At 36.1% G+C, this 7743-nt stretch carries 9 protein-coding genes and 3 tRNA genes; 8 read left to right on the top strand and 4 right to left on the bottom strand.

The features are described 5' to 3' along the window. On the top strand, positions 1–291 hold a 291-nt coding region (locus CHB81_RS14620; protein WP_141130382.1), incomplete at its 5' end, for a transposase. Between the two features lie 89 nt (positions 292–380). Here CHB81_RS14620 and CHB81_RS14615 read toward each other — a convergent pair. From CHB81_RS14615 to CHB81_RS14605, 3 genes are all read right to left on the bottom strand, one after another. Next, a tRNA-Arg gene (locus tag CHB81_RS14615) sits at positions 381–454 on the bottom strand. A 31-nt stretch (positions 455–485) separates the two neighbouring features. Beyond that, positions 486–560, bottom strand: a tRNA-Pro gene (locus CHB81_RS14610). A 14-nt stretch (positions 561–574) separates the two neighbouring features. Further along, positions 575–658 (bottom strand) — tRNA-Ser (locus CHB81_RS14605). 239 nt (positions 659–897) lie between these two features. On the opposite strand from CHB81_RS14605, the gene CHB81_RS14600 reads away from it, so the two are divergent. Beyond that, entirely contained in the window at positions 898–2076 is a 1179-nt protein-coding gene (locus CHB81_RS14600) for an acetyl-CoA C-acyltransferase (protein ID WP_089352597.1), read from the top strand. Between the two features lie 67 nt (positions 2077–2143). Continuing rightward, positions 2144–2905 carry a C40 family peptidase gene (locus tag CHB81_RS14595; RefSeq protein WP_089352596.1) on the top strand — a complete coding sequence of 254 codons (762 nt, stop codon included), beginning with the start codon at positions 2144–2146 and terminating at the stop codon, positions 2903–2905. 206 nt (positions 2906–3111) lie between these two features. On the opposite strand, the gene CHB81_RS14590 is transcribed toward CHB81_RS14595, so the two are convergent. Beyond that, positions 3112–3957 carry an AraC family transcriptional regulator gene (locus CHB81_RS14590; RefSeq protein ID WP_089352595.1) on the bottom strand — a complete coding sequence of 282 codons (846 nt, stop codon included), beginning with the start codon at positions 3955–3957 and terminating at the stop codon, positions 3112–3114. A gap of 118 nt (positions 3958–4075) precedes the next feature. On the opposite strand from CHB81_RS14590, the gene CHB81_RS14585 reads away from it, so the two are divergent. From CHB81_RS14585 to CHB81_RS14565, 5 genes are all read left to right on the top strand, one after another. Next, on the top strand, positions 4076–5062 hold the full coding sequence (locus tag CHB81_RS14585) for an aldo/keto reductase (RefSeq protein ID WP_089352594.1): 987 nt from the start codon (positions 4076–4078) through the stop codon (positions 5060–5062). 137 nt (positions 5063–5199) lie between these two features. Next, positions 5200–5799, top strand: a complete 600-nt coding sequence (locus CHB81_RS14580; RefSeq protein ID WP_089352593.1) for an NAD(P)H-dependent oxidoreductase — start codon at positions 5200–5202, stop codon at positions 5797–5799. 19 nt (positions 5800–5818) lie between these two features. Continuing rightward, positions 5819–6097, top strand: a complete 279-nt coding sequence (locus CHB81_RS14575) for a putative quinol monooxygenase (protein ID WP_089352592.1) — start codon at positions 5819–5821, stop codon at positions 6095–6097. A 9-nt stretch (positions 6098–6106) separates the two neighbouring features. Beyond that, the gene (locus tag CHB81_RS14570; RefSeq protein ID WP_089352591.1) at positions 6107–7087 is read left to right on the top strand and encodes a zinc-dependent alcohol dehydrogenase family protein; all 981 of its coding nucleotides are present in this window, start codon (positions 6107–6109) and stop codon (positions 7085–7087) included. Positions 7088–7239: 152 nt separating this feature from the next. Then, positions 7240–7716 carry a DUF3291 domain-containing protein gene (locus CHB81_RS14565; protein ID WP_089352590.1) on the top strand — a complete coding sequence of 159 codons (477 nt, stop codon included), beginning with the start codon at positions 7240–7242 and terminating at the stop codon, positions 7714–7716. Positions 7717–7743 lie beyond the last annotated feature (27 nt).

Below are 7743 nucleotides of genomic sequence, written 5' to 3'. Positions count from 1 at the left end.
CTAAATCAACAACTTCGAGGGATTTATAATAACAATAATGATAAACATATTGCTATGACCAAACTGGCACATTGGTACAGGAATGTAGAAGAATCAGGCTTTAAAAATTTTAATATTCTACTCAATACCATAACTTTTAATTACCAGTCAATCTTAAACTATTTTAATAATAGGAGTACAAATGCTTCAGCAGAATCTTTCAATGCCAAAATAAAAGCATTTAGATCTCAGTTCAGAGGTGTGAGAAATATAGATTTTTTCTTATTCAGATTATCTAATCTTTTTGCCTAATCCCCAACTTTTGCACCTGATCCCAAAAACACCCTCAAAATCAATCTAATAAAAAACAAAAAAGCCACTCAATTGAGTGGCTTTTAATGTGAACGCAGAAGGATTCGAACCTTCGACCGCCTGCTTAGAAGGCAGGTGCTCTATCCAGCTGAGCTATGCGTCCATTTACATTCAAACTTTATCGTAAAGTTTAGTCGGGGTGGCAGGATTCGAACCTGCGGCCTCCTGCTCCCAAAGCAGGCGCGATAACCGGGCTACGCTACACCCCGAGGCAAAAATTAAGCGGAGAGACAGGGACTCGAACCCTGGCGACGGTTACCCGTCGACAGATTAGCAATCTGCTCCATTACCGCTCTGGCACCTCTCCAAGCTCAAGAAACGTGTTCTGTTTTGCGGTTGCAAATGTAAGACAACATTCCATATCTCACAACTATTTCTGCGCTTTTTTTAAACTTTTTTGAATCTTTTTTTTAAACCACTTCACAATCAAACAAATAGAATTAACAAAAAATTGATATTAAATTTAAAATTCAATCGAATTGCCCCAAAATTTGAATTTATTCAAATAAAGAGTAAATTTGCTTGATTAACTAATATTAACAGAAAATGAACAAAAGAGTTGTTATCGTTTCTGCCGTTAGAACACCTATCGGAAGTTTCATGGGAGGGTTATCTACCGTACCCGCACCAAAATTAGGTGCTGCCGCTATAAAAGGAGCACTACAAAAAATTAACTTAGACCCAAAATTAGTTGATGAAGTTTTTATGGGTAATGTGGTACAAGCCGGAGTTGGACAAGCGCCAGCACGTCAGGCTGCACTTTTTGCAGGTTTATCTGAAGAAGTTGCTGCTACAACCGTAAACAAAGTTTGTGCTTCAGGAATGAAAGCTGTAATGTTTGGTGCTCAGGCAATCGCTTGTGGCGATGCTGAAATTGTTGTGGCTGGAGGAATGGAAAACATGAGTTTGATCCCACACTACGTACAAATGCGTACTGGAGCTAAATTTGGTCCTGCAACTATGCTTGACGGAATGCAAAAAGATGGTTTGACAGATGCTTACGATAACAACGCAATGGGAGTTTGCGCTGACTTATGCGCATCTGAATACAACATCAGCCGTGAGGAACAAGATAATTTCGCTATTCAATCTTACAAAAGAAGTGCAAAAGCTTGGGATGCAGGAAAATTCGACAACGAAATTGTTCCTGTTGAAGTTCCGCAAAGACGTGGTGAACCAATTATCGTTTCTAAAGATGAGGAATACACAAACGTAAAACTGGATAAAATTCCTTCATTAGCTGCTGTTTTTACAAAAGACGGAACAGTAACTGCTGCAAACGCCTCGACAATCAATGACGGAGCTGCTGCTTTAGTTTTAATGTCTGAAGAAAAAGCAATCGCATTAGGATTAAAACCCCTAGCCTACATAAAAAGTTATGCTGATGCCGCACAAGAACCAAAATGGTTTACTACAAGTCCGTCAAAAGCTTTACCAAAAGCCTTAGACAAAGCAGGAATTGAAATTGGCGATGTTGATTATTTCGAATTCAACGAAGCATTTGCAGTTGTTGGATTAGCCAATTCAAAAATTCTTGGCTTAGATAATGATAAAGTAAACGTAAATGGTGGAGCTGTTTCATTAGGTCATCCTCTGGGATGTTCTGGAGCAAGAATCATCGTAACTTTGCTAAATGTTCTAGAACAAAACAATGCTAAAACTGGAGCTGCTGCAATTTGCAACGGTGGTGGTGGTGCATCTGCAATTGTTATCGAAAGAGCTTAAATAATATTAGATTAGGAGTTATTCATAAAACAATAACTCCTAATTTTCAACTTATAAATTACCCTAAATGTTCGGAATTTGTAATCTAGCCATAGTACCCGTTCGATCTGAGCCAAGTGACAGAAGTGAAATCGTTACACAACTTTTGTTTGGCGAGCACATCGAAATTTTAGAACGTCAAAATCAGTGGGCTCGAATAAAAATTCAGTTTGATGACTATGAAGGCTGGGTAGATTCCAAGCAATATCAGGTAATTTCTGAAGCAAATTATAATCAGCTAAGCAAAGAAGCTATTATTCTTAATGCTGATTTGATCGATTATATAAGTGCTCCAGACAATTTATTATTGCCAATTCCTCTTGGTGCGTCTTTATCTTTTTTAAATAATAGTGAAATCAACACCTCCAACTTTGAATTCGAAGGCACAAAAACCAGCGGTATAAAACCTAAAAGTGCTTTAATCAATACTGCTTTTATGTATTTGAACGCTCCGTATCTTTGGGGCGGAAAAACACCTTTTGGAATCGATTGTTCCGGTTTTACCCAAATGGTTTACAAACTAAACGGCTACAAAATTCACCGCGATGCCTCACAGCAGGCACTTGAAGGAGAACCTTTAAGTTTTATTGAAGAAAGCGAAGCCGGAGATTTAGCCTTTTTTGACAACGACGAAGGAAACATCATTCACGTCGGAATCATTATGGACAATAACTATATCATTCACGCAAGTGGAAAAGTTCGCATCGACCGTTTAGATCACTTAGGAATTTACAATCCAGAATTAAACAAACACACTCACAAACTAAGAGTTATCAAGAAGATAATTTAATTTTTTTGCCACTGATTACACAGATTCGCACAGATTAAAAAGTCATTTTAATCCTTTAATCTGTGACTAAAAATTTTCTGCCACGAATTTCACAAATTCACACAAATTAAAAAACATTTTAATCCTTTAATCTGTGGCCAAAAAAAGAAAAAATCCGCAATAATCCGTGTTTTCGCTTGCGAATCCGCGTCATCCGCATGCTAATTTCACGCACTAATGCGTATAACTTTCCTAAACTCCGAAGGACTATTCCCTCTCTGTTTCTTGAAGAATTTATTAAAGTGGCTTTCATCCGTAAAGCCAAATTCATACGCAATTTCATTAATACGTTTATCACTAAATTGCAAACGGTGTTCAATCAGTTTCGTTTTATAATTACTAATGTATTGCTGCATCGTTTCGTTAGCATGTTTCTTAAAATAACGACCTAAATAGGTATTCGAAATTCCGAAATACTCGCTAAGAGATTCCGCTTTAATTCTTTCCGGATAATAAATATTGTTTTGGATATATTGCAAAATATCCATTGCTTTCGCTTCACAACCAATATTTACCTGCTCCGGCAAATACTTGGCAATATTTCTGGCAACAACAATAATCAAAGTATTTACCAATTGTTGAATCAACTCTTTATTATAAACATCTTTGTCCTGATGTTCACGGATCATAGCTTCCACCATCACTTTTACCAGACATTTATCGGCATCATTTTTTAAGATACAACCCGGTTGATGATTGGCGTTTTGAAGAATATATTCTAAACGCTGAATATTCTCATTCTGCAAACTTGAGTTTTTCAAATAAATATCATTGAATCTCAAAAAGAAAAATTTCGTTTTGCTCTCAATCGTAAAATTATGACAATCCTCAGGCGTTAATAAAAACATATGTCCGGCATCATATTCAAATACATTTTTATTGATACACTGCCTTCCTGTTCCATCTAAAATATAAACCAATTCAAAAAAATTATGACGATCTCCAACATCCGGATATTCATCCAGAGTTTCAAAAGAAACCGTAAAAGGCTCGTATAAATTTTCTTTTTTCATAATGCTGATATTATTTGAAGTTGCAAATTTACATAAAAAAGACAAATATATACAACTTTACACTCATAAATATGGTATAATTTTGCCAAACAAATTTTAAGCATCAAAATACAACATTATGGAATATAGAAAATTAGGCAATAGCGAACTCGAATTATCAACTATTACATACGGCGCATTTGCCATTGGCGGAAATATGTGGGGCGGAAACGAAAAAGCAGATTCAATCGCTTCAATTCATGCTTCAATCGATCACGGCGTAACCACAATTGACACCGCTCCTTTTTACGGATTTGGTTTAAGCGAAGAAATGATTGGCGAAGCTTTAAAAACCCAAGATCGATCAAAAGTACAATTGTTGACTAAATTTGGCCTTGTTTGGGACGGAAGCAATAACGGAAAAGGAGAATTCTTTTTTGACGCCGAAGACAACGGAAAGAAAATCCCGGTTTACAAATACTCTTCAAAAGCAAATATTATCAAAGAAGTTGAAGAAAGTTTAAAACGTCTTCAAACCGATTATATCGACTTATTGCAAATTCACTGGCCAGACGCTACAACGCCAATTCATGAAACAATGGAAGCACTTGAAACCCTTATTAAACAAGGAAAAATTAGAGCTGCCGGAGTTAGTAATTATAGCCCAGCACAAATTCAGGAAGCACAAAAAACAATACAATTAGCTTCAAACCAAGTTCCGTTTAGTATGTTGAATCGCAATATCGAAACCGATTTAATTCCGCTAACAATTGCAGAAAATATCGGAATCATTGCTTACAGCCCAATGGAAAGAGGTTTATTGACCGGAAAATATTTCACAGACAGTAAACTAAAAGACAACGATCATAGAAACGGATATTTTGGACAATTTGATCTTCAAAAAGTAAAAACTTTAGTCGAAGAATTAAGTTCATTAGCCAACGCAAAACACATTTCGATTTCACAATTGGTTTTACGCTGGACCACTTTACAAAAAGGAATCACAATTGTTTTAGCTGGAGCAAGAAACGCCGAACAAGCAATTTCGAATGCAAAAACAATGGATTTTGATTTATCAATTTCTGAATTAGATTTCATTAATCAAGCAATTTCAAAATTAAAATAAGAAGAATAATTTGGGTGTGACCCCGCAGAAAAAGCGGGGTCGGGCTTTCGGCTATATCTTTTGTTCCGTTTCACTTCACAAAAGGATACCGCCTCTATCCCTCACACAAGCTCAAGAATACATAAGAACATACAATTATGAAAAAAATATTTATTATCAACGGCAGTCAAAATTTCGCGCATTCTGGCGGACAATTCAACCAAACCGTTACCGATTGGACAATTGAATACTTAAAAAGTAAAAAGTACGAAATAAAAACAACGGATATAAAACAAGACTTTGATTTGGACGAAGAAGTAGAAAAATTTGTTTGGGCAGATGCAGTAATTTATCATACACCGGTTTGGTGGTTTCAGTTGCCAAACCTTTTCAAAAAATACATCGATGACGTTTTTACAGCCGGACATCAAAAAGGAATTTACAAAAGCGACGGAAGAACCAGAACAAATCCGGACATTAATTACGGAACCGGCGGGCAATTACACGGACGTAAATATATGCTTACCACAAGCTGGAATGCGCCTGCAACTGCTTTTACAATTCCGGGAGAATTCTTCGAAGAAACATCTGTAGATGACGGAGTTATGTTTGGTTTCCATAAAATGAATAAATTTGTAGGTATGGAAAAATTAGACGGCTTCCATTTCCACGACGTTGAAAAAGGTGCAACTGCCGAAAATATTGACATTTTTAAGGAAAACTACACGAAGCACCTAGAAAAAACTTTTAATTTTTAACCTTTAACTTTTCACAATTATGATCTCAATCACAGCAATTTTCAAAAGCAAACCCGAAAATATAGAACAAGTTCAAAGCATGTTAAATCATTTGGTTACCGAAACCAGAAAAGAAGCTGCTTGCGTTCGTTACGACCTTCACCATACTGAAAATGTTTTCATTATTTGGGAAGAATGGAAAGATCAGCCAGGTCTTGACATACACAACAACCAACCATATTTACTTGATTTCGTTGCTAAAAGCGAAACTCTCGTTGCAGCACCAATTCTGGTTTACAAAACGGTTCAAATATTATAATCAAAAAAAATGAAAGCACTTTTCACAAACACATACGAATCTGATTTTGTAACCACAGAAACAGCAAAACCAACTCCGAAAAAAGGAGAAGTTTTAGTAAAAATACACGCAAGCGGCGTAAATCCAATCGACAATAAAATCAGATTAGGACTTTCGCCTTACGCATCGCCGGTATTACCGGCCATTTTAGGAACTGATCTTGCAGGCGTTATCGAAGAAATTGGCGAAGGCGTTACTGACTTTAAAGTAGGCGACGAAGTTTACGGACTTGCCGGAGGAGTTTTAGGAGTTCAGGGAACTTTAGCGGAATATACCGCTGTCGATGCTGATTTATTGGCAATAAAACCAAAAAATCTAACGATGAGAGAAGCGGCAGCAATTCCGTTAGTATTGCTTACCGCTTGGGAAGGTTTAATTGACAGAGCCAAAGTACAAAAAGGCGACAAAGTTTTGGTTCATGCCGGCGCCGGCGGAGTTGGACATATGGTGGTTCAGCTTGCTAAAAATCTTGGAGCTGATGTTTATGCAACAGTTTCTTCTCAAAAAGCTGACATTGTAAAAGGTTTTGGTGCAACACCAATTGATTACAAAACTGCAACTGTTGAAGATTATGTAAATCAATATACAGACGGAAAAGGTTTTGATGTTATTTACGATACTGTTGGCGGTCAATCTCTTGACGATTCGTTTAAAGCCATTCGTCATTATGGGCAAATTGCTAGTTGTTACGCTTTCGGGACACATGCTTTAGCAACAAGTTCGTTGCGTTCTGCAAGTTTACATGGTGTTTTTGTTCTACATCCAATGATTGGTAATGAAGGCAGAAAACATCACGGAGATATTTTAAGAGAAACCACAAAACTAATCGAAGAAGGAAAACTAAAACCAATTTTAGATCCTAGAAAATTCACTTTAAACAATGCAATAGAAGCTCATAAAGCGGTAAGCGACGGTTCTTCAGTTGGAAAAATTGTTGTTGACATAATTTAATTTGTTTTTCTATTTATAGCAACATTAAGCCCTTAACGGGGCTTTTTTTTTGTTTTGTCAATTTTTCACATTAAAAAAAGGTATTGTTACTATTATACTTTTAAAATTATTTCAAAAAAACTAACTTGCCTCCTATTCAAAACCATACCAATATGAGCAATTATCATCTTGCCGAAATTAACATTGCCAAAATGAAAGGAATCACCATCAACGATCCGATCATGAAAGAATTTGTAGACAATTTAGATCTCATCAATACATTAGCCGAAAAAAGTGACGGATTTGTTTGGAGATTAAAAGACGATAGTTATAACGCTACAAATCTGAATCCTTATAATGACGAACAGATAATTGTAAATGTTTCGGTTTGGGAAAACATTGAAACATTAGAACATTATATGTACAAAACTTTTCACAGTGACTTTTTAAAACGCCGTAAAGAATGGTTTCAAAAATTTGGAAAAGCAGCTACAGCAATGTGGTGGATTCCAAAAGGACATATTCCAACACTTGAAGAAGCAGTTGAAAAACTAGACTATTTACAACAAAACGGAGCTTCGGAATTGGTTTTCGATTTTAAAAATAAATTTTCTGCACCAAAAGCAAAAGACGTTTCTGAAATCGAATAATAGCTTCATAAAATCTATTAAATACAA

This window comes from Flavobacterium sp. ov086 (genome assembly GCF_900187965.1).
Taxonomy (GTDB): Bacteria; Bacteroidota; Bacteroidia; order Flavobacteriales; family Flavobacteriaceae; genus Flavobacterium.
This window is presented reverse-complemented; position numbering and strand designations above follow the sequence as displayed.